Source organism: Massilia brevitalea, from assembly GCF_030711405.1.
GTDB lineage: Bacteria > Pseudomonadota > Gammaproteobacteria > Burkholderiales > Burkholderiaceae_D > Telluria > Telluria brevitalea.
The window spans coordinates 1-300 of sequence record NZ_JAULSI010000140.1; the positions used below are offsets into that span (position 1 = coordinate 1).

1 protein-coding gene is annotated in these 300 nt (G+C 58.7%); it reads right to left on the reverse strand.

All coding sequences use genetic code 11. The features are described from left to right. Positions 1-237, reverse strand: a 237-nt coding sequence (locus tag QWL29_RS26620) for a transposase (RefSeq protein ID WP_305825857.1), incomplete at its 3' end; no start/stop codon positions are given. Positions 238-300 lie beyond the last annotated feature (63 nt).

Sequence of the window (300 nt, forward strand, 5' to 3'; positions counted from 1 at the left end):
CAGGCTTTGCGTCATCCCCATGGCCTGGCGTAGTGGTAAATTGAACAGGCACTTGATGCTCAGGCAGAACTGGATCGCCTCGTCGCTGAACGTCTGGCTACGGCCGCGCTTGCCACTTGGCCTGCCGTGCCACTTCATCACTGGATCAAGCCAGATGAGCAGCGAGCCGCGGGCCTTGAGGGCTTCGTTGTATGTCTTCCAGTCGGTCGTGCGGTACTTCTGTGGAGCTGGTTTCATCCTGCTCAGGCTACCAGACCTACGCCTTCTACGCTGGCCGAGCCTGATTTACGCAACAAAGCC